A 24,639-nucleotide genomic window follows, 5' to 3' on the forward strand; every position below is an offset into this window, starting at 1 on the left:
CGATCACGTGCGCGAGCTGGGAGGTGCCTTCATGGTCGAGGAGCCGATCGACCTGATCCGTCTGGAGGGTGGGGGCAACAGCGTCATCCTCCGGATCACCGGGAAGGAGGCGGGGAAGGGGCCCGACGAAACCGACGTCCTGGCCGGGGAGTTCCAGGTCGACACACGCTTCGTGCGCGGCAGCCTCCAAACCTGGCTCTTCCCGGAGCACCTGCGACAGTGGCAGCAGGCTCTGGACATGCTCGACGCGGGACAGGACATCGCATGGCGTGAAGGCACACGCGCCCCATGGCTGTTCATCGAGCGGGCCGAGGACGACGACCGCTGCCGAGTCACGATCAGGGACCACTCGATGTCCCTGACGACAGTGACCGTGACCGTCCCGTTGACCGATGCCTGGTTCGACGAGGCGTACGACCGCCTCGACCTGATCTGGAAGACCTGGCGTCCGAAGGAGGACTGAACGAGGGTCAGATGATGTGATCCGCTCGACGGAGTTCTGCCGGACCTCGTCGGCCTCGTCGTACCAGGGTCCCGATGAGGCCTGGCAGTTCGACGCGTTCCCGCTCACTCACATGGCGACGTGCCACAGGGGCCGGCCGGCCCGGGGCTGCCAGGTCGAAGTCGATCAGGGCGGCGGCGCGGCCGTCTCGGAAGACGACGTTGTCCGGGCACACGTCGTTGTGGCACAGGAGTGTTCCGCCCTGTGGGTCGGCCAGGTCCCGGGGCCAGTCGACGTGAGGGTCGGCCGGGACGGCCGCGCCGGCCTCGTGGAGGAGGCGCAGGAGGACGCCCACCGACCTCAGTGCGGACTCCGTCTTGGCCCACCGAGGAAACGGCGGCAGGGCGACCTCACCCGCGATGAAGGTCAGCTGCTCCCGGCCGTCCGGGGTGAGACCGACCGGGACGGGAGCCGCGTCGAAGCCGTGTTCCCGCAAGGCTTGGAGATGGTGGTGCAGGGCGCGTGCGGTAGGGGGTGCGGGACGGTCGACCACCGCACCCCGGCGGAAGACCGCGCCCGCGTTCACCGTGCCTCCGGGCAGCGCCCGGCCGTCTCCCGTCGCACCCTCGGTCGTCACACGGGGCAGGCTACCCGTGCTGCGAGGGCGGTACCGGTCCCGCGAACGGAGCCAGTTGCCGGAAGCGCTCGTCGAGGGTGACCGTCGGCGTGATGCGGTGCAGTGCGGCCCGCACCAGGGTGAGCGGGTGGTCGGGGAAGAGCGTGTCCCACTGCTCGTCGTCGGCGGCGTGGCACGGGAGCCCGCCGAACTGCCCGCCGACGGCGTACGGGTGGGGACGGAAGTAGGCCTCGGGCCCCACCTGGGCCATCACCGTGGCCTCGCGCATCCCGGTCATCGCGCCCTCGGCGGCCTGCACCTTCAGGACCGTGCTGCAGCCGGCCTTCGGTACGGTCCACGAGCCGAGGAACACCTGCCCGTGCGGCCCGCCGGGCCTGGGCACCTTCACCAGCTGACGTACCGCCGGAACGCCGTGCACGGTGCCGGGCACCGCCTCGATGAGCCCGCCGCCGGCGCCGGCCACGCCCGCCGCGAGCCCGGTCCGCAGGTGTGCGAACTCGTGCAGCGGGGCAGGCAGATCGGGGACGAGAGGAAAGAAGTGGACCGACAGGACGAGTCCCGCCGCGTCCGTCCATACGCCGGGCTCACGCTCGGTGAAGCCGGTCAGATCCAGGCCGGTGATCGGAGTCATGGTGATCATCATGCCGTGTGCGGACGACCCGCCGACCGCCGAGGCTCAGTCGTCGTCCTCATCGCCGAAGGACTCGAAGTCCGCGAACTCGACCGGGTCGTCGTCCTCGTCCAGGACGCACAGACCGGCCGTGCCGAGCCGCCCGCGCTGCCAGGCCAGCAGCGTGTCGACCAGACCCTGCTCCAGCGGCGGCCCCTGGTCCGCGTGCCGGGGCCAGAACACGAGCGGCCAGTCGTCGGGCCGGTCGCCCTCGGTGAGCCAGCCCAGGTAGTCGCCGTCGATGGAGTCGGCGAAGGGCAGGAAACCGCCGGGCGCCGGGAAGGTGGCGAGGGGATACCACTGCGGGTGGCCGGACTTCAGTGACTCGTAGGCCTCGAGCGTCTGGTCCACGAAGGCGGTGAAGCGCGGTGCCGTCGTGCGCAGCGGCTCCGGGAACCGCAGCCAGCCGCTCCAGCAGCCGCTGCCGTACGTCTCCATCAGTCGCATGTACTCCCCGGGCAGGGGCGTACCCAACTGCTCGAACAACCTCTCCCAGGTGCCGTCGCCGAGGCGGGGCTCGGCCGGTGGTGGAGTCAGCAGCCGCAGTGCGTCCAGTCCCGTGCCGGTCTCCAGGGCGACCCGGCGCTCCGCCTCGGTCAGCCGGGGCGGGACGGGGGCGGGCGGGGTCCACGGTGCTGCGGTGCCGAGGAAGGCGGTGCGCGCGAAGGTGCCGGGCAGGGGGCCCATCAACGGGCCCGGCGGGGAGGAGAGTTCCCAGGCGTCGCGGACGGTGTGACGGAGATATTCGGTGAGCGTGAGATCGTACCGGTGCCAGGGGAGCAGGCCGCTGCCGGGCACGGGCCCCTGGTGGGTGACGACCACCGTCCACTCGTCGGGGTCGTCGGAGACCGAGGTGTCCCAGAACAGCGTGTCACTGCCCCGGCTGCAGCCCCAGGCGAGCAGCCCGCCCGGCTCGGGGTGCAACAACGGCCGCTCGCCCGCCGGGAGTGCGCGCGCCTCGATCCGGGCCTCCCGCTGCGTGGCCCGCAGCCACTGTCCGAAGTCGAACCTGCCCGGCTGCGCGCACGGCACATGGATCCAGAGGAACTCCCCGAAGTCCACCGGTCCGTACCGGTCGGCCAGCAGCTTGTAGTCGGTCGGCAGCCGCGTTCCCAGCCACTCCTCCACGGCCGTCCAGTCGACGGGAACGGGGGCGGGCGGGCGTTCGGCGTCCGGCTCGGCGAACTCGGCCAGGTCCACGGTCACGTGCGTCCTCCGGGTTGATCATCGGATGGGCGGGATTCTGCCACCGGCGTCACCATCGTCGGTCACTCCCCTGCGGTCGGCGGCCTTCACCGGCACCGTCCGCACGCCGAGCACTCCACCGGGAGCACCCCGAGACCGTTCCACGCCTGGATCGCGGTACGGTCGGCCCCATGGCTGACACGCGGCTGACCACCTCCTCCTTCCTCGTACTCGGCATCATCGACAAGCTGGGTGAGGCCAGCGCGTACGACGTGAAGGTGGAGGCAGGCCGCACCGTCGCACCCTTCTGGTCGGTGCCGCACGCGCAGGTGTACGCGCAGTGCGAACGGCTGCTCGCGGCCGGGATGCTGACGCAGGTGCGCCAGGAGAGCGGGCGCAACCGCCGGGTCCTGACACTCACTGACGGAGGTCGGCGAGCCCTGCGGAGGTGGCTCGCCGACCCCGAGTTCGTCCCCGTGGAGGCCCGCGAGCGCGGCATCCTGAAACTCTGGTTCGGGGCCCGCCCGGAGCTGCTCGCGCCCGCCCAACACGCCGAACACGAGACCACCTTGGGCGAGTACGAGCAACTGGCCGAGGACGTCGGCGAGTTGCTCACCCCCGGCCAGCGGGAGGCGCTGGAGTTCGGCATCCGCTACGAGCGGATGATGGTCGACTTCTGGGACTGGGTCCGGCGCCGGGACGAACGCGCGTCGGGCCGTTGACCGCGCGCACACCGTTGACCTCTGCGACGGGCGGCTCTACCGTCGGTAACCCTTCGATAGTCCAGAAGAGACTATGGCGGGTCGGGTCGGGGCCGACCGAGAGCAGGGAGTCGTCGTGCGTCCTTGGACGAGCAGCACCTGGCGCCGTGTCGCCGCCGTGACCGTGACCGCCGTGTGCGTCGGCTACGCGCCCATCGCGATGACCGAGCTGTGGCCGTACGCCCGCCCCGGCGCCCCCGCGTTCGGGGAGTCGTTGCTCGCGCACGCGGTCTCACCCCGCTACGTCGCCGACGCCCTCGCGACCCGTGTGGCCCCGTACCGGCACAGCCTGGTCCCGATGATCGTGCACTCCGTCCTGGGCGGACTGCTCATGCTGCTCGGGCCCGTGCAGTTGCTCACCGCCACGCGCCGGCGCAGCCGCCTCCACCGCGGCCTCGGGATCCTGTTCGCGGTGACCGTCTACGCCTCGATGGCGGGCGCCGGGCTCTACCTCGCCCGGACCGCGCCCCGGGACGCCTTCAGCGGAGCGGCCTTCTGGATCGTCCTCGCCACCATCCTGGTCGGCACCGTCCTGAGCGTCACCCTCGGCATCCTCGCGGCCGTCGCCGGCCTCCCCGACCTGCACCAGCGCTGGATGCTCCTGTGCTACGGCCTCCTGCTCACCGCACCCCTGCTGCGCCTGGAGTGGGGCGCCCTGCCGGCCGTGCTGCCCGGGCTGCCGATGACGGAGATCAACCGGGTGGCCATCATGCACCTCGGATCCCTGGTCGTGTTCGGCGCGCTGCTCGCCTCGCGCGCCCGGGACCGCCGGGACACTGTCGCGGGGCTCGGCCGGTCCTGGGCGCCGCTGCCCGTGACCGCCGCCGCGCACCTTGCCGCTGCCGCCGCCCTCGTCTGGATCGTGCGCGCCTTCTGCGCGTACGGCACGGCCGGCCGTCGGCTGCTGGTCGCCTATCTGGTGCCGTACGCCGTCGCCCACGCCGTCATGGCCCTCGGCGCCCGGCGAGCCGCCCGGCGGGGCCGCCCCTGGGTCCGTGAGGAGTGGCGGATCCACCTGACCGGGCTGTGCCTGGCACCCGTGGTCTCCGCCGGGGCCGTCGCGCTCTTCGAACACAGCCTGGGACTCGGCCGGTTCACCGCCCTGACGGCGGGCGTCGCCATCGGCTGCGGACTCACGGCCTTCGGCGCCACCCAGGCGGTGAGCCTGCGCCTGCTGTACGCCCGGGAGGTCCGCAGGCGCGCCGCGCCGGAGCCGCTACCCGCCGCTCGGCCGACGACTCCCGTGGCATAGCGGATCCCCGCCCACCAGCCCTCCTCGGAAACGGAACCTCCCATGGCAGAGTCCGCCGACCCGCCCCGCGCCACCTCCGCACCCGAACCGGGAAGACCGCTGTCCGCCGGGGTCGCCATCCTGGCCACCGCGGTCGCGGTGATCAACCTGCTCGTCGGCGGCACCCTGACCGCCGTCGCCCTCACCGGGCACGTCCTCGGCGCCTGGCCCTCGCCGGACCCGCTGAGCCCCGGACTGATCGGCGCGGGCATGCTGGGCACCGCCCCGGCCCTGTTCGGGCTCGGCCGCACCCGCACCTGGGAGCAGGCCCGCACCCTCGTCCTGCCGCTCGTTGTGGTCCTGGCCGGTCTGTTCGCGGTCAGCCTGCTCAACGCCGGCCGGCTGTACCTCGCCCGCGGCGGCCCGATCGTCTCCGTGCTGTTCAGCCTGGGCTGGCTGTTCGTGCTGGGACTGCTGTGCGTGGGCGCGGCGGTCTGCGTCACCGGGCAGCTCCTGCACCGGTCCGGGCCGCAGATCCCGCGCACCGCCCCGCTGCCCGGCTGGTCCAAGCCACCCCTCGCCGTGCTCGGCTCGTCCTGGCTGGGCATCGGGACCGGACTGCTGTTCCGCCCCGGCTTCTGGGCGGACTTCGTGCCCTGGCACACCAACCGGGTGGACGCCCAGGCCCTCGGCGTCTGGGCCCTCGCGCTCGGGGTGGGGGTGCTGGGCGCCCTCGCCGAGGACGACCTCGACCGCACCCGCCCCGCCCTGCTGTCCCTGCCCGGCACGGCTCTCGCCATGACGGTCGTCCTGGCGGCCCGCGCCCCGCACGTCGACTGGTCCTCCGGGCCCGCCCTGGGCCTGGTCGTGATGGTGGCCGGACTGCTGACCGCCGGGGCGAGCGGCCGCCTCCTGCTGAAGGGTGGCGCCGCCGACGGGGCGATGCGGAGCACTGGTTAGGCTCGCGGCGTGCCGCATGTGGAAATCGTTCAACTGCTGGTCTCGCCCGTGCACCGGTTCGAGGGCCGCCCGGGCGACGGGCTGCCCGAGCTGCCGCCCGACGACCTGGTGACGACCGCCGAGGTCCGCGCGGGACTGGGCATCGTCGGGGACCGGTACTTCCACCACCCCGCCCACCGCAACGCGTCGATCACCCTCATGGCCGTCGAACGCCTGCCGCAGCAGAACCCGGGCGAGTCCGACCTGCTGCGCACACGTCGTAACGTCCTGCTGCGCGGTGTGGACATCGACGCGTACATCGGCTCGACGGTCTTCCTCGACTGCGGCCCCGGGCCCGTGGACCTGGAGGTTCGCAGTGCTGCCCGGCCCTGCGCCTGGATGGACACCACGCTTGGACCCGGAGCGCAGCGGGCGCTGCGCGGCGGCGGGGGAGTGCGCTGCCGGCCGCTGAGCGACGGGATCCTGACCGTGGGACCCGCCGTGTTCGGGGTACGGGAAGCGCAGCAGACGTAGGCGAACCAGGCACGGCAGATGAGTACGACGACTCAGGCGCTGCGCTCCGGAGATCATGAAGCCTGGGGGCATGACAAGCCCCTCGCCGATCGCCCCGCTCCCGTACCCCGCTCAGGCGCCGCAGCCCGTGCCGCCCCGGCCGCGCCGTCGGCTGCTCGTGGGCGCGGTGGCGCTGATCCTCGCCGCCGCGTGCGCGGTGGCCGCCGTCTGGTGGAGCAAGGGCGCGGAGAACGACCCGCTGGCGGGCCGTCCCCGGGTCACCGACATGCGCGCCGGACTCTCCTACGCCGTGCCGGAAGGGTGGAAGCACGACGCGGCCAAGGACAAGGACCTGATCGACGCCTTCTCCTCGACGATGAGCAGGACCTCCGGCGCGGCCTCCTCGGGTGGCGGCACCGTGCTGGTCGGGCGTGCCGCACAGGCCGTGCCGCGCGCGGAGCTGCGCCGGGCGGCCGAGAGCGCCGCCCGCTCCAACGCCGAGTTCTTCTACCCCGACCGGCCGGCCACCCTGGCGGAGTCGCACGCCACCGAGGTGGACGGCCGGCCCGCCCACACGGCCGTCCTGCGGATCCGCAACGGCGACGACGGCACCGCCCGCCTGGAGATGACCCTGGTGACCGTCGACGGCGGACGCACCGCCTTCCTCCTCGGAGTCACCACCAACGAGGCCGACACGCAGACCACCGCCGACATCCACGCGGTCGTCGCCGACGCCACCGTCGCCTGACGACGTCGGTCCTCGGGGTCGGGAACCGGACGCGACCGACTGCCCCTCGCCGGCACCGGCCTTCGCCCAGGCCACCTCACGGAGCAGCCGCAGGCCGTTGGGGCCGACAACGACCGTCGAGCCCTCGTGGCCGAGGACACCGAGCGGCAGTTGCCTGGTGTCCTCCGGCGCGCAGGCCTCACCCCAGGCTCGGCGGTGCCCAGTCGGCGTGACGCAGGATGCCTCGGACCGTCACCCGGGACGGGGCGAGCCGCAGGGCCGTGTTGCGCAGGGCGACGGCCGCGGGATGGGACAGCTGCTGGCCCATCCGGCCGGCCTGCCGGGCCGCGCGGGCGACCGACTGCGCGCGGGGCCGGCGCTCGGCGTCGTACCGGGCCAGCGCCGCTGCGACGGTGGGGGCGTCGGCCAGCGCCGCGGTCAGCGTGGCGGCGTCCTCCAGGGCCTGGCAGGCGCCCTGGCCGAGATGCGGGGTCATGGCGTGGGCCGCGTCGCCGAGGAACGCGATCCGGCTCGCGGCGAACGCCGGCAGGGGTGTCACCAACTCGTGGATGTCGTGGTGCAGTACGGCCTCGGGCCGGGTCGCCTCCAGCAGTGCCGGGATCGGTTCGTGCCAGGTACAAAAGCGGTCGCGCAGCATGCCGAGCGGGTCCGTGTGACGTACTCCGGGTGGGGAGTTGAGCACCGCGTGCCACTCGGCGTGCCCGTCCGTGAAGGCGATGTGGCCGAACTCCGCTCCCTGTCCCCAGGTCAGCTCGAAGTCGCTGCTCAGCTCCACCGGGCGTGCGGTGATGGCGCGCAGGACCGTGGACCCGCTGTACACGGGGCCGGGATGGTCCGGGAACGCCTGGCCGCGCAGCCGGCTGCCCACGCCGTCCGCCGCGACGACCAGATCCGCTGCCAGGACGCCCGCTCCGGTCGGCACCTCGACCCGGTCGGGAGCCGAGCGGTCGACCGACGGCACGGTGACGCCCACGTGCAGGCACTCCGGGGGCAGCGCGGCGCGCAGCAGGCGGTGCAGTGCGGTGCGCGGGATGCCGACGATCGGCGTGCCCAGCTCACGCGCGAGCGCGGCTCCGTCCATGCGTGCCAGCAGGCCGCCCGAGGGGGTGCGGGTGCCCCCGCTGTACTGCGGCCGGGCCGCCGCACGCACCGCCGCGCCGATGCCGAGGACGTCCAGTGCGCGCAGTCCGTTGGCGTGCAGGGAGATGCCCGCACCCGCGTCGGCCAGGGTGGCGGCACGTTCGAGGACCGTCACCTTCCAGCCGATCCGGTGCAGACCGACCGCCGCCGACAGGCCCCCGATCCCTCCACCGACCACCACCGCGGTACCGCCCATGTCGGCCCCTCCCCAGTGCACAGGTCTTCTACAGATGTAGAAGGAGCGTACTCGTGCCCTCTACGGCTGTAGAAGCGGGGGTGTAGAAAGAGGGGGTGTCCACCGATCGACGTACCCTCCTCGCCGACGCGGCCATCGGCGTGCTCGCCGACGTCGGCATGCGCGGACTGACGCACCGCGCCGTGGACCGCGCGGCGAACCTGCCGCCCGGCACCACCTCCGCCTACTACCGCACCCGCCAGGCGCTGCTCACCGCACTGATCCGGCGTCTGGTGGCACTCGACCAGGCCGAGCTGCAGGAGATCGGGAGCAGGACACCGGAGATCCGGAGCGCCGCCGAGGTGACGGCGGGCCTCCTGGCCTTCACCGCGCTCCGGCTCGCCGGGGAGGGGCGGCGGCGGTCCCTGGCGCGATACGCGTGTGCCATCGAGAGCGTGCACCAGCCCGAGCTGCGCGAGATCCTCCTGCCCCGCGAGAACCTGGCGCGCCAGGCCTTGCAGGACTTCCTGGCCGCGCAGGGCGTGGAGGATGCCGAAGAACGTACGGTCACCCTGCTGACCTGCGTGGACGGGCTGGTCTTCGACCGGCTGGTGAACGGCGGGAGCGTGACCGGGCCGGAGATCCACGGCCTCGTGGCAGCGGCCCTGCGCTGAGCCCGTACGACGGCCACGGCGCGGTCTTCCTCGTAAGCAGCCGTCTCCCTCCGAAACCGCGGTCTCCCTCGGGAACAAAGGGAAGTTGTCGCGACCGCGGTCACGGCGGCACCGCCCGCAGCGCGCGCAGTACCGCCCAGGCGACCGAGATGAGCGGCACGGCGACGACGGCTCCGACCACCCCCGCGACGATGCTGCCCGCGATGACGGACACGGCGACGACGAGCGGGTGCAGCCGGACCGCCCAGCTCATCACCAGCGGGTGCAGCACATGCCCTTCGAGCTGGCCGATGACGACGATGAGCACCAGCACCGCCGCGGCCGTGAGCGGCCCGCGCCCGGCGAGAGCGACGATGGTGGCCACGCCGAGGGCGACCGGTGAGCCCACCAGGGGCACGAACGCGGCGAAGAACTCCAGCAGCGTCAGCGGCAGCGCGAGCGGCACCCGCAGCACGAGCAGCGCGATGCCGACCAGCACGGCGTTGGTGGCCGCCACGATGATGATCCCGCGCGTGTACCCGGCGAACGTCCGCCAGGCGGCGCTCCCCGCCCGGTCCCAGGCCGGCCGGGCAGGGGCCGGCAGCAGCTGGTCGCGCGCCCAGCGCCACATGCGCTCGCCGGAATGCATGAAGAAGGCGGAGGCGAACAGTGCGAGCGCGGCGCCCGCGATCACCTCGACGACTCTGCCCAGTCCCGACAGCGCGCTGCTGAGCAGGCTGGCCCGGTGCGCGGAGATGTAGTCGGTCACCTGGCGCTGCAGATCGGAGAGCCGGCTGGGGCTGAGCCGGAACGGCGGACGCTGCAGCCACTGCTCGATGCGGTGGATGCCGCCCCGGAACTCGCCGGCCAGCGTCGCCGACTCGCCCGCCACCGCGTTGCCCACGAGCGCCAGCAGGCCGAGCAGGATCAGCAGGCTGCCGACGAGTGCGAGGGCGACGCTCAGCGGCCTCGACAGCACGCGATTGAGGAAATCGACGAGAGGGCGCAGGACCGAGGTGACGACGAGGGCGAGGAACAGGGCGACGGCGATGAGCTGGAAGCGGCCGAGGACGCTGAAGACGCCGTAGACGACGATGCCGACGAGGATGAGGCGCCAGGCGTAGGCCGCGGCGACCCGCAGCCATGGCACCGTGCGCGCGGCCACCAGGCCGTCCGGCTCGGACCGGGCGACCGCCGGGAGCCGCACGGAGTGCGCCGGCCGGCTGCCCAGCACCGCCGCACCCGAGCGACGTCCTCCACCCGTCCGCCGACCCGCACCGCCCACCAGGCCTCCCGCCTCCTCTTCGCGCCCGCATCCTGACTGCTGGTCACATTCAGAGAACGGTAAAGGCTGGCCGGAGAAGGGGACGGCACAACGCGCGGTGACGAGGACTTCACAACCCGTGGGCGCGCTCCACGGGCAGCAGCTCCCGGATGTCCGACGGGAGCGCCCCGGCGATCCGCTCGGTCAGCTCCGGAGCCAGAGCGGCGTCCAGCACCTCCAGTACGGCCGCGGCGTCGCGCAGGGCCGTGTCCTCGTCGGTGCCTGCCCGGTCGGCGATCCGTCCGGCGAAGACGGTCAGCCCGAACCGCTCACCCGCGGTGCCCGAGTCGGCGCCGCCCGACGTGTCCGCCGCGAGCCGCATGTCGGCCGCCAGATCCGGCGGCAGCTGAGCGGCCACATGGCGGGCGAGCCCGGACGGCAGCCGTTCCGAGAGCGTGCTGACCACGGCGTGCGTCGCCCGCTCGGCCGTCCCCCGGTCGGGCAGCTGGGCGAGTGCCTGCACCTTTCCGATGATCTCGTCGTGATGCATGAGGCCGGCTCCTTCCTCACGATGCGAGGGCCCGACCGCGCTGGGACTCCGGGTAGCGTCGGGTGAAGTTGACGGCCCACGCCAGCAGCGCCACCGGCAAGACCCAGTTGAGCCAGTCGCTCCCCGACGGCGTCCGTGTGGCCGGCCGGCCCAGCACCGTGATGACCGCGAAGACAAGCGCCCCACACCGCCGTCAGCACCCGGTTGACGTGCTTGAACAGCGGCGAGTCCCACACCTCGGGCGGCGCCGACCGCCGGGCGTACTGCTCCGTGAACGGCTGGAAGAACAGCGATCCGAGAGCCACGACGGCGATGACCCCGTTGGCGATCACCTGCGCGTACGTCTCCAGCCACAGCAACTGCTGCCGTCCCAGGGCCAGCGCCAGCACGCAGATCACCGCGAAGAAGACGGCGATCCATGGCGCGAAGAAGAGGAAGACGCTGCCGTACCCGACCGGTGCGGCCGTCCGGTCCCTGGTCGCCGATTGCTGTGCCATGGGATCACTTCCAGCGCGGGGGCGGGTCCGTCGGGGGCCCGGCCCGTCCTTCCATCGTGCCGCCGGGACACGGCCCGCGCATCCGCGCCCGCGGTGCCCGAGGGGCCGCCCGCAACGCGATCCGGATGGAGGAAGAGACCTCGCCGAGGCGAAGGAAACGCCGCAGGGGTTCTTCACGACTCCCCCGAGAGGGACGAACATGCCATGGCATGGACATTTTGCTCGTGGCCAGCGCGTTCAACAGCCTCTCCCAGCGGCTGTACGCCGAACTCTCCGACCTGGGACACCGTGTGGACGTCGTCCTCGCCACGCACGGTGCCGACCCGGTCCGTGCCGCCGTGCACGAACTGCGCCCGGACCTGGTCGTCGCGCCGATGCTGAAGACGGCCCTGCCGGAGGACGTCTGGAGGCAGCAGACCTGCCTCATCGTGCATCCGGGGCCGCCCGGCGACCGCGGCCCGTCCGCGCTGGACTGGGCCATCGCCGATCAGGCGCCGCGCTGGGGTGTGACGGTGCTCCAGGCCGAGGCGGCCATGGACGCCGGGGACATCTGGGCCGCCGAGTCCTTTCCCGTGCCGTCCGTCGGCAAGAGCGACCTGTACCGCAACGAGGCCTCCGACGCCGCCGTGACCGCCGTCCTGCTCGCCGTAGGCCGGTTCGCCGACGCCTCGTTCAAACCGCGCCCGCAGACCGGCGACCCCGACGCGTCCCACACCCCCGTCCACGTCGTGTGGCGCGACTTCTTCCGGCAGGAGCGGCGCCGGATCGACTGGGCGCACGACAGCACCGAGACCGTGCTGCGCAAGCTACGCGGCGCCGACTCGCAGCCCGGCGTCCTGGACGAACTCCTCGGCCACGAGGTGTTCCTGCACGGCGGGCACCCCGAGGACCGGCTGCGCGGCCGCCCCGGCGAGCTGCTCGCGACCCGGGCGGGCGCGGTCTGCCGGGCCACCCGGGACGGCGCCGTGTGGATCCCGGAACTGCGCCCGCGCAAGAACTCCGGCGACCCGGCGCCCTTCCGCCGCCCCGCCGCCTCCGTGCTCGCCTCGTTCGCCGGCACGCTCGGCCTCCCGGAAGCCGCCGTCCCGCTCGAACTGCCCCGGCGCCGCCGCACCTGGACCGACATCCGCTATCGGCAGCGCGGCGACGTCGGCTTCCTCGGCTTCTCCTTCCCGGGCGGAGCGATGAGCACCGACCAGTGCCGCAGGCTGCTCGCCGCCTACCGGTACGCGCTCGCCCGCCCCACCTCCGTCCTGGTGCTCGGCGGCGCGCGCGACTTCTTCTCCAACGGCATCCACCTGAACGTCATCGAGGCCTCCGCCGACCCGGCCGAGGAGTCCTGGACCAATCTCACCGCCATGGACGACCTCGTCGAGGCGGTGCTGCGCACCACCGACCGGCTGGTGGTGGCCGCGCTCGCCGGCAACGCGGCCGCGGGCGGCGCCATGCTCGCCCTCGCCGCCGACCAGGTCTGGTGCCGTACGGGCGCCGTGCTCAACCCGCACTACCGGCGGATGGGCCTGTACGGATCCGAGTTCTGGACGTACTCGCTGCCCCGCCGGGCCGGGGCCGACACCGCCCACCGGCTGACGGAAGAGGCGCTGCCGCTGAGCGCCGCGTCGGCCGGGCGGCTGGGACTGGTGGACCGGCTCGTGCCCACCGGGCCGGGAGAGTTCGCCGCCGAGGCCGAGCGACTGGCCGTCGGTCTCGCCGCCGCCCCGGACCTCGAACGACGTATCGCCGCCAAGGCCGCGGCACGCCACGCGGACGAGCAGGTACGGCCGCTCGCGGACTACCGGCGGGACGAACTCGCCCGCATGTACGCCATCTTCTTCGACCCCACGGCCCCGTACCACGACCTGCGGTCGGCCTTCGTGCGGAAGAAGCCCACCGGCGACGCCCGCCCCCTGGCACCGGCCGTCGGAGCCGTCCGGTGAACCCCGCACGCTCCCCGCTGCTCGTGGCGGGCGTCGGCAACATCTTCCTGGGCGACGACGCGTTCGGCCCCGAGGTGATCCGCGCCCTCGACCGGCGCCCGCTGCCGCCGGAGGCGCGGGTGCGGGACTTCGGCATCCGCGGCATGGACCTCGCCTACGCGCTGCTGGACGGCTGTGCCACCGCCGTCCTGGTCGACGCGGCCCCGCGCGGACACCGCCCCGGCACCCTCACCCTGATCGAGGCGGAACCGCCCGACGGCGCCGCCGTGCCCGAGGCGCACGGCATGGACCCGCAGAAGGTGCTGGCCCTGGCCGCACACCTGGGCGACGAGCCGCTGCCCCGGGTCCTCGTCCTGGCCTGTGAGCCCGGCGTCCTGCCGAGCGGCGACGAGGACATCCTGCCGGGGATCAGCGCACCGGTGCGGGAGGCGGTCGATCGGGCCGTGGACGCGCTGCACACCCTGGTCCCCGTATTGCTGGCCGACCCCGCCGCGCCCGCACCGCCGTTGGGCCGCCCGATGGAATCCGGGCCCCTGCACGCGGCTGCGCTGCCCGGCCTCGCGGCCGACGGAGCCGAAGATCGGTGAGACCCCGGGCCGTACGGGACACGGCCGGGGCTCCGCCGCCCGACTCCGAGGAGCTGCGCCCATGTGCCGGTCCGACGTCAAGCAGGCCGTCCTGGCGAAGAACGACGACCTGGCCGCGAGCCTGCGCGACGATCTGACGCGACAGGGCGTCACGGTGGTCAACCTGCTGTCCAGCCCGGGCAGCGGCAAGACCGAACTCCTCGGCCGGATCCTGGCCAGAGCGGTGGAGCGTGGCGTTCCGGTCGCCGCGCTCACCGCCGACCTCGCGACCGAGAACGACGCCGTCCGGCTGGCGCGTTCGGGCGCCCCCGTCCAGCAGCTGCTCACCGACGGACTGTGCCATCTGGAGGCCCGGCAGGTACGCGGGCGCCTGGAAGGCTGGCTGCCGGCGGACACCGCGGTGCTCTTCGTGGAGAACGTCGGCAACCTCGTCTGCCCGGCCTCGTACGACCTCGGCGAGACCCTGCGGATCGTCCTGATGGCGGTGACCGAGGGCGAGGACAAACCGCTGAAGTACCCGACCGCGTTCGGATCGGCCCACCTGGTCGTCGTCACCAAGACCGACCTGGCCGAGCCGGCCGGCTTCGACGAGATGGCCTTCCGGGCGAACGTCCAGCGGGTCAACCCTGGGGTGGAGATCGTACGGTCGTGCGCGCGCACCGGCGACGGCGTCGACACCCTCCTGGCCCACGCGCTCGCCGCCCGGCACGGCGCCCCGCCGCACCGGCCTCCGCTCGCCCCGCATCCCCACGGTCACCACCACCCCGCCTCAGCCCCCGTCTCGTGACCGCGCCCGTCACCGGCCCGGTCCGCCGCCGGATCACCGTCCGCGGCACGGTGCAGGGGGTCGGCTTCCGGCCGTACGTGCACCGGCTGGCCGCCGACCTGGAGCTGGCCGGGTTCGTCAGCAACACCGCGAACGGCGTGCTCATCGAGGTCGAGGGCCCGGCGGGCGAAGTGGGCAGGTTCTTCGACCGGTTGACCGAGCAGCCGCCCCCGCTCGCGGCCGTGACCGGCGTCGGCTGCGAGGACGTCCCCGCCACCGGCATCACCGGCCCGTTCACCATCCGCCCCACCGAGCAGTCGGCCGGCCGGACCCAGCTCCCGCCCGACACCGCGACCTGCGACGACTGCCTGCGCGAGCTGGCCGACCCGGCCGACCGCCGTCACCGCCACCCCTTCATCACCTGCACCCACTGCGGCCCCCGCTTCACCATCGCCACGGGGATGCCGTACGACCGATCGGCCACCACCATGGCCGGCTTCCCGATGTGCCCGTCCTGCGCCCGGGAGTACGACGCCCCCGTCGACCGGCGCTTCCACGCCCAGCCCGTCGCCTGTCCCGACTGCGGCCCGCGGCTCCGCCTGGTCCCCGCCGATGGAACCGGCGTCCGCCCGGCCCGGGACGCGGACGCCCTGGCCACGGCCCGGGCGCTGCTGGCCGCGGGCCGGATCGTCGCCGTGAAGGGCGTCGGCGGCTACCACCTGGCCTGCGACGCCACCGACTCACGCGCCGTGGCCACCCTGCGCACCCGCAAGGAACGCGGCGGCAAGGCCTTCGCCGTGATGTGCGCCGACCTCGACACGGCGGAGCGAGTCGCGGACCTCTCCGACGCCGAACGAGCCGCACTCACCGGCGCCCGGCGCCCCGTCGTCCTGCTGCGCAGACGCACCCCCGCGGACGGGCTCCACCTCGCCGACCAGGTCTGCCCCGGCAGCCCGCACGTGGGCGTGATGCTGCCCTACACCCCCGTGCACACCCTGCTGTTCGGACTGCCCGGCGATCCCCCCGGCCCCCGGGTACTGGTCATGACCAGCGGCAACCGCTCCGGCGAACCCATCGTCACCGACGACGCCGAGGCGCTGACCCGGCTGGCCGGACTCGCCGACGCCTGGCTCGCCCACGACCGGCCCGTCGCCTCCCCGTGCGACGACTCCCTGCTGCGGGTCCGCGCCGACGGCACCCACCAGGTGCTGCGGCGCTCCCGCGGTTACGTCCCCCGCCCGCTGCGCCTCCCGCTCCCGGTCCGTCCCACGCTCGCGGTCGGCGGCGATCTGAAGAACGCGCCCTGCCTGGGTGAGGGGGACCTCGCCTGGCTCGGGCCGCACATCGGCGACATGGGTGACCTGGCCACCCTCGAAGCGGCCGGGAGGGCCGAACGGCACCTCGGCCGCCTCACGGGAGTCACCCCGCGGCTGGTGGCCGCCGACCGGCACCCCGGTTACCACTCGACGGGTTGGGCACGGACACGATCGTCCCAACTCGGACTCCGGTCACCGACGCTGGTCCAGCACCACCACGCCCACATCGCCTCGGCCATGGCCGAACACGGTCTCGACGGCACCACACCCGTCATCGGGGTCGCCTTCGACGGCACCGGGTACGGCGACGACGGCACCGTCTGGGGCGGCGAGGTGCTGCTCGCCGACTACACCGGCTACCGGCGCTTCGCCCACCTGACCCCTGCCCCGCTGCCCGGCGGGGACACGGGCGTCGCCAACCCCTGCCGGCTGGCGCTGGCCCGGCTGTGGGCGGCGGGGCTGCCGTGGGAACGGGACCTGCCGAGTGTCGCCGCGTGCTCCGAGTCGGAACTCGTCGTACTGCGGCAGCAGTTGGAACGCCAGGTGGCATGTGTCCCGACGTCCGGTATGGGCCGTCTCTTCGATGCCGTGTCGTCCCTGGTCGGCGTGTGCCACCGCGCGGGGTACGAGGCGCAGGCCGCGCTGGAGCTGGAGGCCGCGGCGACGGAGGCGTGGCACGCGGACACCAGGGCGTACCGCTTCGGGTTCCGGACCCTCCCGCCACCCGACACGGTCCCGTCCGACCGGCCTCTCGGCCGACTGGACCGGGCGGGCAGGTGGGAGATCGCGCCCCCGCTGCAGGCCGTCCTCACCGATCTGCGGAGCGGCACCCCCACCCCCGTGCTCGCGGCCCGTTTCCACCGGGGCGTGGCCCGGGCCGTCACGGAGGTCTGCCGGCGGGCCCGCGGAACGACCGGCCTGACCACGGTCGCCCTCACCGGAGGCGTCTTCGCCAACGCCCTGCTGGAGGAGGAGTGTGCCGCCCTGCTGGCCGCGGACCGGTTCACCGTCCTGCGGCACGGCGAAGTACCCCCGAACGACGGCGGGTTGGCGCTCGGTCAGCTCATGGTCGCGGGAACAGCAACCAACCACGAGACGGAGTGACCCATGTGTCTGGCAGTGCCCGGCAAGGTCGTGGCCATCGACGACGGCGCAGACCCGCTCACCGGGCTGATCGACTTCGGCGGAGTGCAGAAGCAGGCGTGCCTCGAGTACCTGCCCGACGTGCGGGTGGGGGAGTACGTCATCGTCCATGTCGGGTTCGCCCTGCAGCGTCTGGACGAGGAGTCGGCCCGGGCGTCCCTGGAGCTGTTCGAGCAACTCGGGCTGTTGGAGGAGGAGTTCGGTGACGCCTGGGAACAGGCGGCACGGCAGGGGAGCAGGAGCGGGAGCGAGGTCCAGTGAAGTACATCGACGAGTTCAACGACCCGGATCTGGCCCGCCGGTTGTTCGACGAGATCCGGGCCACCGTCACCCGCCCCTGGGCGCTGATGGAGGTCTGCGGCGGCCAGACCCACTCCATCATCCGGCACGGCATCGACCAGCTCCTGCCGGACGAGGTGGAGTTGATCCACGGTCCGGGCTGCCCGGTGTGCGTCACACCCCTCGACATGATCGACAAGGCACTGGAGATCGCCGCCCGCCCGGACGTGATCTTCTGCTCCTTCGGCGACATGCTGCGGGTGCCCGGCACCGACCGGGACCTGTTCCGGGTCAAGGGTGAGGGCGGTGACGTGCGGGTGGTGTACTCGCCGCTCGACGCCCTCGACCTCGCCCGCAGGAACCCGGACCGGCAGGTCGTCTTCTTCGCGATCGGCTTCGAGACGACCGCCCCCGCCAACGCGATGGCCGTCCACCAGGCCCGCCGCCTGGGCGTGGACAACTTCAGCCTGCTGGTGTCCCACGTCCGGGTCCCCCCGGCGATCGAAGCCATCATGTCGGCGCCCGCCTGCCGGGTGCAGGGCTTCCTCGCCGCCGGGCACGTGTGCAGCGTGATGGGCACCACCGAGTACCCGGACCTGGCCGAGAAGCACCGGGTCCCGGTCGTCGTCACCGGCTTCGAGCCGCTGGACATCCTCGAGGGGATCCGGCGCGCCGTCCACCAGCTGGAGCGCGGTGAGCACCGGGTGGAGAACGCCTACCCCCGGGCCGTACGCGAGCAGGGCAACCCGGCGGCCCTGCGCATGATCGAGGAGGTGTTCGAGGTCACCGACCGCAACTGGCGCGGCATCGGCCGGATCCCGGCCAGCGGCTGGCGCCTGACCGACGCCTTCCGCGCCTACGACGCCGAGCACCGCTTCGACGTCACCGGCATCCGCACCGAGGAGCCCGCCGCATGCCGGGCCGGCGAGGTGCTGCAGGGCCTGATCAAGCCGACCGAGTGCGCGGCGTTCGGCACGACCTGCACCCCGCGCACCCCGCTGGGCGCCACCATGGTCTCCAGCGAGGGCGCCTGCGCCGCCTACTACCTGTACCGCCGGATGACCGACACCCCGGCACGGCAGGGATCCCGCATCCCGCAGGAGGAGATGAACCCCGTTGGCTGACCTCGCCACCGAAGCGGCCGACGTGGCCGAAGCGACGGAAGCGGCCGTCGACCCCGCGAACTGGACCTGCCCCGCACCCCTACGCGACCAGCCGGTCGTGGTCATGGGCCACGGCGGAGGCGGCGCCCTGTCCGCCGAGCTGATCGAGCAGGTCTTCGCGCCCGCGTACGGCAACCCCACCCTGGCCGCCCTCACCGACTCGGCCGTCCTCGACCTGGGCGGCGCCCGGCTGGCCTTCTCCACCGACTCCTACGTCGTACGGCCGCTGTTCTTCCCCGGCGGCAGCCTGGGCGACCTCGCGGTCAACGGCACCGTCAACGACCTCGCCATGAGCGGCGCCCGCCCCGCCTACCTCTCCACCGCCTTCGTCCTGGAGGAGGGCGTGGAACTGGCCGTCGTCGGGCGGATCGCCCGGGCCATCGGGGCGGCGGCCGAGGCGGCGGGCGTCACCGTCGCCACCGGAGACACCAAGGTGGTCGAGTCCGGGCACGGCGACGGCGTCTATGTCACCACCGCCGGTATCGGCCTCGTCCCCGACGGAGTCGACATCCGCCCGCAGCGCGCCCGGCCGGGCGACGCCGTCATCGTCAGCGGCCCGATCGGCCTGCACGGGGTGGCCATCATGAGCGTGCGGGAGGGGCTGGAGTTCGGGGTCGAGATCGCCTCCGACACCGCGCCGCTGGCCGGCCTGGTGGAGGCGATGCTGGCGGTCACCCGGGACATCCATGTGCTGCGCGACCCCACCCGGGGCGGGCTCGGTGCCTCGCTCAACGAGATCGCCCGCGCCTCCGGCACCGGCGTACGGCTGCGGGAGCGGGCCGTCCCGGTCCCGGACGAGGTCGCGAACGCCTGCGGCTTCCTCGGCCTTGACCCGCTGTACGTCGCCAACGAGGGCCGGCTCGTCGCCTTCGTGCCCCGGGAGGAGGCCGAGGCGGTGCTGGCGGCGATGCGTGCCCATCCGCAGGGCGCCGGCGCGACCCTGATCGGCGAGTGCGTCGAGGAGCATCCCGGCATGGTCGTCGTGGCCACCGGGCTCGGCGGCACCCGGGTGGTGGACCTGCCGCTGGGGGAGCAGTTGCCCCGTATCTGCTGAGCGGTCCGGACAGCGGTCGACCCCGCCGGAGCCCGAACTCCGGCGGGGTCGACCTACGTCAGGGCCGGGCCGTGGCCGCCTCGACGTCCGTGATCTCCAGTTCCCTGCCGCTGCGCAGATCCTGCGAGGGCCGGTCGCAGCGCGGGCACCAGAAGAACGGCGGCATGCCCACCGCGAACTCCTCCGCGCACCCGCCGCACCACGCCCGCGCCGTCACCTGCTCGACCACGAGCCGGGCCGCGGCGAGGGCCGTGCCGTCGCGGGCCACCTCGAAGGCGAAGTGCAGCGCGTCCGGCACCACACCGGCCAGCTCGCCGACCCGGACGGTCACCGACGAGACGTCGTCGGCGCCGTCCGCCCGGGCGATCTCCTCGGCCTGCTCCACGATCGCCGTGGCGATCGACAGCTCGTGCACGGCCGGATCAGGGGTAGCGGCGGTTCGCGCGGACACCACCGGTCATCCGGTAGATCCGCAGCTCGCGCACCACGCCGGGCAGCTCCTTCAGGAACAGGGCCAGTGCCAGACCGCCCACCAGAGCGGCCTGTGCGAGCAGCACCTGACGTCCGGACATCGCCGACCTCGCTCTCTTCGCTGTTCGGCAGCGTTTGTTCACGCTCACTCCCTGCTCTCTCATCCCGGTGAGATGTTCGGCATGGCGTCCAGCAGGGCGTCATGCCGCTTCCAGTGGATCCCGGTGGAGCGGCGCGCGTCGGCGGTGCCGTCCTTGTGGTGTCCGTTCTGGTGCTCGTAGGGGCCCCGGTTGCCCTGGTGCAGGCCCGGCACATGGCTGGGCGTGTCGGGCTTCGCCTGGGGGCGGCCCACTCTGATGCTGCCCATGTCTGTTCTCCTTCCAGGTCCTCACGAACGCTCGGTGAGCTCCGCGAAGAACCGCTCCACGGCCGGCCAGACCCCGTCGCCACCGGACAGGCCCCGCCACTCGCGGCGGACGAGGGCGACCATCCGGAAGCAGTCGTCGACCGGCACGATCCAGTGCTCGTCGAGGCCCCGCACGGTGTTCATCAGCAGCGCCTCCACGTCGGGTGCCATGGAAGCGAGCTGCGGAAACGTGGCGGTCAGCCGCTGCCAGGCCGCCGTGTCCACCTCCCAGCGCATGGCCCCGGCCGGGCTCGGCCCCTGCGCGGTGACCGTGCCGTCGGAGCGCGGCACGAAGAACACCAGGCCCACCGGCACGCCCAGCACAGCCGTGTCGACCGGCGGCAGCCGCAGCCGGCGCCGGGGCACGAGCCGGTAGTGCCCCTCGCCCGCCCCGTCCCCGGCGAACAGCACCGAACACGGGCCGCACACGCACCGCACCTCGGCGGCCTCGGTGTCGTACAGGTGGGGGTGCGCGTCGGCCACCGGGGCGGCACACAGCTCGCACACCTCGGCCTCGGCGGTCGCCGTGCGGTCGGCCGCCGAGCGGATGACGCGGGCCAGTGCCCCGTCCGTGATCACCGTGTCTCCTGCGGCTGCTGCGCGGTCCGGCGCGTCAGCGTCGTCAGGGGTACGAAGGCCGGGGCCGCACGGCGCTCGTCGGTGACCGGCTCCACCGCCTCCAGCTCGGGGGCGGCGGCCAGCACCGCCGCGCGGACGACAGCGGTGACGTCGGCCGACCCGCTGCCGCACCCGGAGCCGCAGCCGCCGCCGGTGCTCACCCGCACCCGGGCCACCCGCCCCTCCACACCGGCCCACTCCAGGTCGCCGCCGCGCTCGCGGACCGCGGGCCGCAGCCGTTCGACCGCGCGAGCGGCCCGCGCGTCGGCGGACTCAGGGTGGATCGCGTGCAGCACCAGCAGGTGCCCCAGCAGCTCGTCGTCGGCCAGGCGCTCGCGCTGCCGCTCGTCCGCGTGGTCCAGGACCCGGGCGAGTGCCTCGCCGTAGACCTCGGTCAGCAGCGTCACCGACTCCAGCGCCTCACGGGCGGCCGGGCCGGGCGCGGACTCCAGCCCGGCCAGCACCTCGTCGAGCCGGGCGAGCCGCGCCTCCACCGCCGGATCCGGGAGCCGTACGGCGGGATCAGGCATGCCCGGCTCCGTACGTGGGCGAGTGGACGGTCGACAGCGTCTTGCCCTTGCCCATGTACATGTGCACCCCGCAGGGCAGACACGGGTCGAAGCTGCGCACGGTGCGCATGATGTCGACGCCCTTGAAGTCGTCGGGCCCGTTCTCCTCGAAGATCGGCTGGCCCTGGACGGCGTCCTCGTACGGCCCCGGGGTGCCGTAGATGTCGCGCGGGCTGGCGTTCCAAGGGGTCGGCGGGTACGGGTGGTAGTTGGCGATCTTCTTGTCGCGGATCACCAGGTGGTGGGAGAGGACACCGCGCACGGCCTCGTGGAAGCCGCAGCCGATCGCCTCGTCGGGCACCTCGAAGTTCTCGAACACCTTGGAGTCGCCGTCGCGGAGCATGCCCATCGCCTCCTCCAGGAACTGCAGGGCCATGGCGGCGGCGTAGGCGACGAAGTACGGCCGGGCACGGTCCCGCTCGATGGTGTTGCTCCACTTGGGGATGTGCCACTCGAGTGTGGTCTCCGGCAGAGTCTCGCCTTTGGGCAGCGAGATGCGCACGCTGCTGCCGGTGGCCTTCACGTACGGCGTGTCGACCAGGCCGCTCAGCGCGGTCGTCCACAGCCGGGCGAGGGGCCCGCCGCCGGTGTCGAGGGCGAGGTGCTCGCCGGTCCCCGAGTGGTGCCAGCGCGGGCTCATCACCCAGCTGTACTTGCCGTCGAAGTCCCGCTTCTGCGGCACCGGCACGGTGGTCTGGTTCCACGGGTGGCGCATGTCGACGGGGTTGCCGAGCGGGTCGTGGGTGACGAACGGCTGCTCGTTGACCCAGTCCTCGTAGAAGGAGCTGCCGAGCATGATCCGCAGGCCGAGGTTGATGTCGACCAGGTTGTTGGTGACCAGTTCGCCGTCGACGACGATGCCGGGGGTGACGTACATCGCCTTGCCCCACTCGTTCATCGTCGCGTAGCGGTAGTCGACGACGTCCGGGTTCTGCCAGGCGCCCCAGCAGCCGAGCAGGATGCGGCGCTTGCCGACCTCCTCGTAGCCGGGCAGCGCCTCGTAGAAGAAGTCGAAGACGTCGTCGTTCATCGCCACGGCCTTCTTGACGAAGTCGATGACGCGCATGAGCCGGCTGAGGTAGTCGGTGAAGGTGTTGGGCTGCGGCATCGTGCCGACCCCGCCCGGGTACAGCGTCGACGGGTGGACGTGCCGCCCCTCCATGAGGCAGAACATCTCCCGGGTGACCCGGCTGACCTTCAGCGCCTCCTTGTAGACCTCGCCCTCGAAGGGGTTGAAGGCCCTCATGATGTCGGCGATGGTCCTGAAGCCGTGGACGTCCCCGCGGGGCGCGTTCGTGCGCTCGGCACGGGCCAGCACAGCGGGGTTGGTGGCCTTGACCATCGCCTCGCAGAAGTCCACGAACACCAGGTTGTCCTGGAAGATCGTGTGGTCGAACATGTACTCGGCCGCTTCGCCGAGGTTGGTGATGTGCTCGGCCAGCTTGGGCGGCTTGACACCGTAGGCCATCTGCTGGGCGTAGTTGGAGCACGTGGTGTGGTTGTCGCCGCAGATGCCGCAGATGCGCGAGGTGATGAAGCCCGCGTCGCGCGGGTCCTTGCCCTTCATGAACACCGAGTAGCCGCGGAACAGCGACGAGGTGCTGTGGCATTCCACGACTTCCCGGTTTGCGAAGTCGATCTTCGTGTAGATGCCCAGGTTGCCGATGATCCGCGTGATCGGATCCCAGGACATGTCCACGATCTGCTCGGGTTTGCGTTTGGTGGACCGGGACTCGGTGGTCGTCATCTGCGGTACTGCCCCTTGCTGTTCGGGTTCGGCGGGTCGGTGGCGGGACGCGGGACGAGTGCTGTCGTGGCCGGCGTCACGGGCGGTAGCGCGGGTCGTAACCGCTGGTCAGCTTGTGCTTGTTGTGGCGCCACTTGGGCTCGTGGTTCACCATGTCGTTGGTCAGGCCGCGCAGGCGGCGGATGACGGCGCCGTAGGGCTTGATGACGAGGGAGGACAGGGTGCCCCCCGGGGGCTCGTCCATGAACGGCATGAACGCGTCCGGGAACCCGGGCATCGTGCACCCGATGCAGATCCCGCCGACGTTCGGACAGCCACCGATCCCGGACATCCAGCCCCGCTTGGGCACGTTGCAGTTGACAACGGGGCCCCAACAGCCCGTCTTCACCAGGCACTTGGGCGAGTTGTAGTCCAGGCCGAAGTCGCCCTGCTCGTAGTACGAGCCCCGGTCGCAGCCCTCGTGCACGGTCTTCCCGAACAGCCACTGCGGACGCAGCATGTGGTCGAGCGGGGGCGGGGGAGCGGCACCGGCCGCGTGCTGGAGCACCCAGATCAGGGTCTCCATGAAGTTCTCGGGCTGGATGGGACAGCCGGGCACGTTGACGACCGGAAGCCCGGCCTGCGACTTGAACTCCCAGCCCAGGTAGTCCGCGAGGCCCATGCAGCCGGTGGGGTTGCCGGCCATGGCGTGGATGCCGCCGAAGGTGGCACAGGTGCCGGCGGCCACCACCGCCCAGGCCTTGGGCGCCAGTTGGTCGATCCACCAGTTCAGCGGCAGCGGCTGCCCGGTCTCCGGGTCGTTGCCGAAGGACGTCCAGTAGCCGTCGCCCTCGATGATGTTCTGGTTCGGGATCGAGCCCTCGATGACGAGGATGAACGGGGCCAGCTCGCCGCGCGCCGCCGCCCGGTACGGGGCGAGGAAGTCCTCGCCGCCCAGGCTCGGCGAGAGCACCTTGTTGACCAGGTTGACCTTCGGCAGGCCCGGGATGAGACCGAGCACCACATCCTCGAGGGAGGGCTGGTCGGCGGCGGTCAGGGAGACGGTGTCGCCGTCGCAGCTCATGCCCTCGGAGATCCAGAGGATATGGATCTCGTCGATCGCGTCGCGCTCCTGGGTGGCACTGGTCTGGGTGGTCATGTCGTCCGCCTTTGCTGCGGTCGGTCAGGGAGTCGGTGAG

General features: G+C 72.8%; 26 protein-coding genes and 1 pseudogene. 14 read left to right on the forward strand and 13 right to left on the reverse strand.

Translation table 11 applies throughout. From position 1 onward, the window contains the following. Positions 1 to 7: 7 nt before the first annotated feature. The gene (locus ACIF83_RS23740) at positions 8 to 463 is read left to right on the forward strand and encodes a DUF5959 family protein (protein WP_399729690.1); all 456 of its coding nucleotides are present in this window, start codon (positions 8 to 10) and stop codon (positions 461 to 463) included. A gap of 136 nt (positions 464 to 599) precedes the next feature. Here ACIF83_RS23740 and ACIF83_RS23745 read toward each other — a convergent pair. The 3 genes and pseudogenes from ACIF83_RS23745 to ACIF83_RS23755 form a co-directional block, all read right to left on the reverse strand. Further along, positions 600 to 1,088, reverse strand: a pseudogene (locus tag ACIF83_RS23745) (phosphotransferase); the annotation flags it as partial. Position 1,089: 1 nt separating this feature from the next. Continuing rightward, entirely contained in the window at positions 1,090 to 1,710 is a 621-nt protein-coding gene (locus tag ACIF83_RS23750) for a hypothetical protein (protein WP_393483997.1), read from the reverse strand. A 45-nt stretch (positions 1,711 to 1,755) separates the two neighbouring features. Further along, a complete protein-coding gene (locus tag ACIF83_RS23755) occupies positions 1,756 to 2,955 on the reverse strand; it encodes a hypothetical protein (protein ID WP_399729694.1) in 1,200 nt (399 codons plus the stop codon). A 170-nt stretch (positions 2,956 to 3,125) separates the two neighbouring features. Between ACIF83_RS23755 and ACIF83_RS23760 the strand changes: the two genes are divergently transcribed. The 5 genes from ACIF83_RS23760 to ACIF83_RS23780 all read left to right on the forward strand — a co-directional run bounded on the left by ACIF83_RS23760 (position 3,126) and on the right by ACIF83_RS23780 (position 7,126). Then, the gene (locus ACIF83_RS23760) at positions 3,126 to 3,656 is read left to right on the forward strand and encodes a PadR family transcriptional regulator (RefSeq protein ID WP_398141225.1); all 531 of its coding nucleotides are present in this window, start codon (positions 3,126 to 3,128) and stop codon (positions 3,654 to 3,656) included. Positions 3,657 to 3,771: 115 nt separating this feature from the next. Further along, complete coding sequence (locus tag ACIF83_RS23765) at positions 3,772 to 4,947, forward strand: DUF2306 domain-containing protein (RefSeq protein WP_399729697.1); 1,176 nt, start codon at positions 3,772 to 3,774, stop codon at positions 4,945 to 4,947. A 42-nt stretch (positions 4,948 to 4,989) separates the two neighbouring features. Next, positions 4,990 to 5,886 (forward strand): hypothetical protein, encoded by an 897-nt coding sequence (locus ACIF83_RS23770; RefSeq protein WP_399729700.1) that lies wholly within the window; start codon positions 4,990 to 4,992, stop codon positions 5,884 to 5,886. 9 nt (positions 5,887 to 5,895) lie between these two features. Next, entirely contained in the window at positions 5,896 to 6,399 is a 504-nt protein-coding gene (locus ACIF83_RS23775; RefSeq protein ID WP_399729703.1) for a molybdenum cofactor biosysynthesis protein, read from the forward strand. 70 nt (positions 6,400 to 6,469) lie between these two features. Continuing rightward, the gene (locus ACIF83_RS23780) at positions 6,470 to 7,126 is read left to right on the forward strand and encodes a hypothetical protein (protein ID WP_399729706.1); all 657 of its coding nucleotides are present in this window, start codon (positions 6,470 to 6,472) and stop codon (positions 7,124 to 7,126) included. A 178-nt stretch (positions 7,127 to 7,304) separates the two neighbouring features. Here ACIF83_RS23780 and ACIF83_RS23785 read toward each other — a convergent pair whose 3' ends face one another. Further along, complete coding sequence (locus tag ACIF83_RS23785; protein WP_399729709.1) at positions 7,305 to 8,462, reverse strand: FAD-dependent monooxygenase; 1,158 nt, start codon at positions 8,460 to 8,462, stop codon at positions 7,305 to 7,307. A gap of 95 nt (positions 8,463 to 8,557) precedes the next feature. Between ACIF83_RS23785 and ACIF83_RS23790 the strand changes: the two genes are divergently transcribed. Beyond that, positions 8,558 to 9,115: a TetR/AcrR family transcriptional regulator gene (locus tag ACIF83_RS23790; protein ID WP_399729712.1), complete on the forward strand. Its 558-nt coding sequence runs from the start codon at positions 8,558 to 8,560 to the stop codon at positions 9,113 to 9,115. A 100-nt stretch (positions 9,116 to 9,215) separates the two neighbouring features. Here ACIF83_RS23790 and ACIF83_RS23795 read toward each other — a convergent pair whose 3' ends face one another. Both ACIF83_RS23795 and ACIF83_RS23800 read right to left on the reverse strand, forming a co-directional pair. After that, positions 9,216 to 10,328: an AI-2E family transporter gene (locus ACIF83_RS23795; RefSeq protein WP_393484021.1), complete on the reverse strand. Its 1,113-nt coding sequence runs from the start codon at positions 10,326 to 10,328 to the stop codon at positions 9,216 to 9,218. Positions 10,329 to 10,488: 160 nt separating this feature from the next. Next, positions 10,489 to 10,908, reverse strand: coding sequence for a DUF2267 domain-containing protein (locus ACIF83_RS23800; protein WP_393484024.1), 420 nt, complete (start codon positions 10,906 to 10,908; stop codon positions 10,489 to 10,491). A 706-nt stretch (positions 10,909 to 11,614) separates the two neighbouring features. Here ACIF83_RS23800 and ACIF83_RS23805 point away from each other — a divergent pair. The 7 genes from ACIF83_RS23805 (at position 11,615) to hypE (ending at position 19,650) form a co-directional block, all read left to right on the forward strand. Continuing rightward, positions 11,615 to 13,342, forward strand: coding sequence for a hydrogenase maturation protein (locus ACIF83_RS23805; protein ID WP_393484027.1), 1,728 nt, complete (start codon positions 11,615 to 11,617; stop codon positions 13,340 to 13,342). After that, positions 13,339 to 13,929, forward strand: a complete 591-nt coding sequence (locus ACIF83_RS23810) for a hydrogenase maturation protease (protein ID WP_399729716.1) — start codon at positions 13,339 to 13,341, stop codon at positions 13,927 to 13,929. Before ACIF83_RS23805 ends, ACIF83_RS23810 begins: the two co-directional genes overlap by 4 nt. 61 nt (positions 13,930 to 13,990) lie before the next feature. Continuing rightward, a complete protein-coding gene (gene hypB / locus ACIF83_RS23815) occupies positions 13,991 to 14,716 on the forward strand; it encodes a hydrogenase nickel incorporation protein HypB (RefSeq protein ID WP_393484033.1) in 726 nt (241 codons plus the stop codon). Then, complete coding sequence (gene hypF, locus ACIF83_RS23820; protein WP_399729719.1) at positions 14,713 to 17,115, forward strand: carbamoyltransferase HypF; 2,403 nt, start codon at positions 14,713 to 14,715, stop codon at positions 17,113 to 17,115. Before hypB ends, hypF begins: the two co-directional genes overlap by 4 nt. Before the next feature lie 3 nt (positions 17,116 to 17,118). Then, the gene (locus tag ACIF83_RS23825) at positions 17,119 to 17,415 is read left to right on the forward strand and encodes a HypC/HybG/HupF family hydrogenase formation chaperone (protein WP_393484038.1); all 297 of its coding nucleotides are present in this window, start codon (positions 17,119 to 17,121) and stop codon (positions 17,413 to 17,415) included. Further along, positions 17,412 to 18,557, forward strand: a complete 1,146-nt coding sequence (hypD, locus tag ACIF83_RS23830) for a hydrogenase formation protein HypD (RefSeq protein ID WP_393484040.1) — start codon at positions 17,412 to 17,414, stop codon at positions 18,555 to 18,557. Before ACIF83_RS23825 ends, hypD begins: the two co-directional genes overlap by 4 nt. Positions 18,558 to 18,660: 103 nt before the next feature. Continuing rightward, positions 18,661 to 19,650: a hydrogenase expression/formation protein HypE gene (gene hypE / locus ACIF83_RS23835; RefSeq protein ID WP_393484240.1), complete on the forward strand. Its 990-nt coding sequence runs from the start codon at positions 18,661 to 18,663 to the stop codon at positions 19,648 to 19,650. Positions 19,651 to 19,708: 58 nt separating this feature from the next. Here hypE and hypA read toward each other — a convergent pair whose 3' ends face one another. The 7 genes from hypA to ACIF83_RS23870 form a co-directional block, all read right to left on the reverse strand. Continuing rightward, positions 19,709 to 20,065: a hydrogenase maturation nickel metallochaperone HypA gene (gene hypA, locus ACIF83_RS23840; RefSeq protein WP_393484043.1), complete on the reverse strand. Its 357-nt coding sequence runs from the start codon at positions 20,063 to 20,065 to the stop codon at positions 19,709 to 19,711. A gap of 7 nt (positions 20,066 to 20,072) precedes the next feature. Further along, positions 20,073 to 20,222 carry a hypothetical protein gene (locus tag ACIF83_RS23845; protein ID WP_386578740.1) on the reverse strand — a complete coding sequence of 50 codons (150 nt, stop codon included), beginning with the start codon at positions 20,220 to 20,222 and terminating at the stop codon, positions 20,073 to 20,075. A gap of 59 nt (positions 20,223 to 20,281) precedes the next feature. Further along, positions 20,282 to 20,488 carry a hypothetical protein gene (locus tag ACIF83_RS23850; protein ID WP_393484047.1) on the reverse strand — a complete coding sequence of 69 codons (207 nt, stop codon included), beginning with the start codon at positions 20,486 to 20,488 and terminating at the stop codon, positions 20,282 to 20,284. 21 nt (positions 20,489 to 20,509) lie between these two features. Continuing rightward, positions 20,510 to 21,106, reverse strand: coding sequence for a DUF5947 family protein (locus ACIF83_RS23855; protein ID WP_393484050.1), 597 nt, complete (start codon positions 21,104 to 21,106; stop codon positions 20,510 to 20,512). After that, a complete protein-coding gene (locus tag ACIF83_RS23860) occupies positions 21,103 to 21,675 on the reverse strand; it encodes a NifU family protein (RefSeq protein WP_399729725.1) in 573 nt (190 codons plus the stop codon). The genes ACIF83_RS23855 and ACIF83_RS23860 overlap by 4 nt, the downstream gene beginning before the upstream one ends. After that, complete coding sequence (locus ACIF83_RS23865; RefSeq protein WP_393484055.1) at positions 21,668 to 23,461, reverse strand: nickel-dependent hydrogenase large subunit; 1,794 nt, start codon at positions 23,459 to 23,461, stop codon at positions 21,668 to 21,670. The genes ACIF83_RS23860 and ACIF83_RS23865 overlap by 8 nt, the downstream gene beginning before the upstream one ends. Positions 23,462 to 23,537: 76 nt before the next feature. Then, positions 23,538 to 24,599 carry a hydrogenase expression protein HypE gene (locus ACIF83_RS23870; RefSeq protein WP_393484057.1) on the reverse strand — a complete coding sequence of 354 codons (1,062 nt, stop codon included), beginning with the start codon at positions 24,597 to 24,599 and terminating at the stop codon, positions 23,538 to 23,540. Positions 24,600 to 24,639: the final 40 nt, after the last annotated feature.

This window comes from Streptomyces sp. NPDC085866 (genome assembly GCF_044541035.1).
GTDB lineage: Bacteria > Actinomycetota > Actinomycetes > Streptomycetales > Streptomycetaceae > Streptomyces.

Coding starts and splice junctions, on each gene's coding strand:
- ACIF83_RS23865 (WP_393484055.1), bottom strand. CDS start 23,461: ATGACGACCACCGAGTCCCGGTCCACCAAACGCAAACCCGAGCAGATC.
- hypE (WP_393484240.1), top strand. CDS start 18,661: ATGGGCCACGGCGGAGGCGGCGCCCTGTCCGCCGAGCTGATCGAGCAG.
- hypB (WP_393484033.1), top strand. CDS start 13,991: ATGTGCCGGTCCGACGTCAAGCAGGCCGTCCTGGCGAAGAACGACGAC.
- ACIF83_RS23805 (WP_393484027.1), top strand. CDS start 11,615: ATGGACATTTTGCTCGTGGCCAGCGCGTTCAACAGCCTCTCCCAGCGG.
- ACIF83_RS23850 (WP_393484047.1), bottom strand. CDS start 20,488: ATGGGCAGCATCAGAGTGGGCCGCCCCCAGGCGAAGCCCGACACGCCC.
- ACIF83_RS23780 (WP_399729706.1), top strand. CDS start 6,470: ATGACAAGCCCCTCGCCGATCGCCCCGCTCCCGTACCCCGCTCAGGCG.
- ACIF83_RS23770 (WP_399729700.1), top strand. CDS start 4,990: ATGGCAGAGTCCGCCGACCCGCCCCGCGCCACCTCCGCACCCGAACCG.
- ACIF83_RS23800 (WP_393484024.1), bottom strand. CDS start 10,908: ATGCATCACGACGAGATCATCGGAAAGGTGCAGGCACTCGCCCAGCTG.
- ACIF83_RS23760 (WP_398141225.1), top strand. CDS start 3,126: ATGGCTGACACGCGGCTGACCACCTCCTCCTTCCTCGTACTCGGCATC.
- ACIF83_RS23825 (WP_393484038.1), top strand. CDS start 17,119: ATGTGTCTGGCAGTGCCCGGCAAGGTCGTGGCCATCGACGACGGCGCA.
- ACIF83_RS23870 (WP_393484057.1), bottom strand. CDS start 24,599: ATGACCACCCAGACCAGTGCCACCCAGGAGCGCGACGCGATCGACGAG.
- ACIF83_RS23860 (WP_399729725.1), bottom strand. CDS start 21,675: ATGCCTGATCCCGCCGTACGGCTCCCGGATCCGGCGGTGGAGGCGCGG.
- ACIF83_RS23750 (WP_393483997.1), bottom strand. CDS start 1,710: ATGACTCCGATCACCGGCCTGGATCTGACCGGCTTCACCGAGCGTGAG.
- ACIF83_RS23845 (WP_386578740.1), bottom strand. CDS start 20,222: ATGTCCGGACGTCAGGTGCTGCTCGCACAGGCCGCTCTGGTGGGCGGT.
- ACIF83_RS23785 (WP_399729709.1), bottom strand. CDS start 8,462: ATGGGCGGTACCGCGGTGGTGGTCGGTGGAGGGATCGGGGGCCTGTCG.